Annotated in this window: 1 protein-coding gene; it reads left to right on the plus strand. The window is 46.5% G+C overall.

What is annotated here, in order from left to right:
- Window positions 1-40: 40 nt before the first annotated feature.
- Window positions 41-1,263, plus strand: a protein-coding gene (locus tag K0504_RS18260) for an IS3 family transposase (RefSeq protein WP_220105595.1) whose coding sequence is annotated in 2 segments (ribosomal slippage) — window positions 41-371 and window positions 371-1,263 — 1,224 coding nt in all. Because the reading frame shifts where the segments join, the coding sequence is not laid out codon by codon here.
- Window positions 1,264-1,292 lie beyond the last annotated feature (29 nt).

The raw sequence follows: 1,292 nt of genomic DNA on the forward strand, positions 1-1,292 counted from the left end.
TGTCCCGTCCTGAAATAGGTTTACACATTGGAGACCTATGATGGAAAAGCGAATCCCTTCAAAAACAAAGCGCACTCAGCGCGACTATACATTGGGCTTTAAATTAGCCGTGGTGGCACAAGTTGAAAAAGGCGAACTAACTTACAAACAAGCTCAGCACAAATATGGCATCCAAGGACGCAGCACTGTACTAGTCTGGTTAAGGAAACATGGTCAACTGGACTGGACCCAGACAGGTGCTCAAATGACTCCCTCAAAAGAAACGCCCGAACAAAAGATTAAGCGTTTGGAGCAGAAAATCCGTGACATGGATGACTTACACCTCATCTATCACGAAATGCTCAAACGCATTGATAAGGAGTGTGGCACGTCCTATCTAAAAAAGCCTTTGTTGGCACGGCAAGAGCTCTTCAAGCGACGAAAAAGCTAAGCCTGAGTCGCGCTTGCACACTCTATGGCATCTCAAGACAAGCGGTTTACCAGCGACTCGCTCGCTATCAATGTCGTATTCAGCAATTAGAGCCGGTTAAAGCATTGGTCCAAGAGCTCCGGCGTTTTATGCCGCGCCTTGGGACTCGTAAACTCTATTACCTGCTTAAACCCAAGCTGGTTGAGCTGGGTATCAAGCTTGGTCGGGATGGCCTGTTTGATTACCTGCGCCACCAGAAGATGCTGGTTAAGCCGAAGATAAGTTACACCAAAACAACGCACAGCAAGCATTGGATGAGGAAGTACCCAAATCTCACTCAAGACATTCAGCTCAATCGGCCAGAGCAAGTCTATGCCAGTGATATCACCTATGTTCAGAGTCATGAAGGTGTTCACTACTTGTCGCTAACAACCGACGCTTACAGCCGCAAAATCATGGGTTATGAATTGAGCCGAGAAATGAAAACAACGGATGTCGTCAAAGCTCTGAGAATGTCGATAAAGGCCAGGCAAAGTAATGAGCCACTGATACATCATTCAGACCGAGGCTCACAATACTGCGCCTCACTCTATCAGTCCGAGCTGCAAAAGCATGCCATTACCCCATCAATGACCGATGGCTATGACTGTTATCAAAACGCATTAGCTGAGCGGGTGAATGGTATCTTGAAGCAAGAGTTCTTAGTTCATAAGTGCCAGAGCTTTGATGAACTTAAACAACTCGTGAAAGAGTCCGTTGCTATCTACAATCAGCTCAGGCCGCACTTAAGCCTTGGTATGCAAACGCCAGAACAAGTGCACAAAAAAGCCAGCGTTGAAGGAACGCTGGCTTAATAAAAACCGTCAACTTATTTTAGGACGGC

Origin of the sequence: Neiella holothuriorum, assembly GCF_019457915.1 — a bacterium.
Classification (GTDB): Bacteria; Pseudomonadota; Gammaproteobacteria; order Enterobacterales; family Neiellaceae; genus Neiella; species Neiella holothuriorum.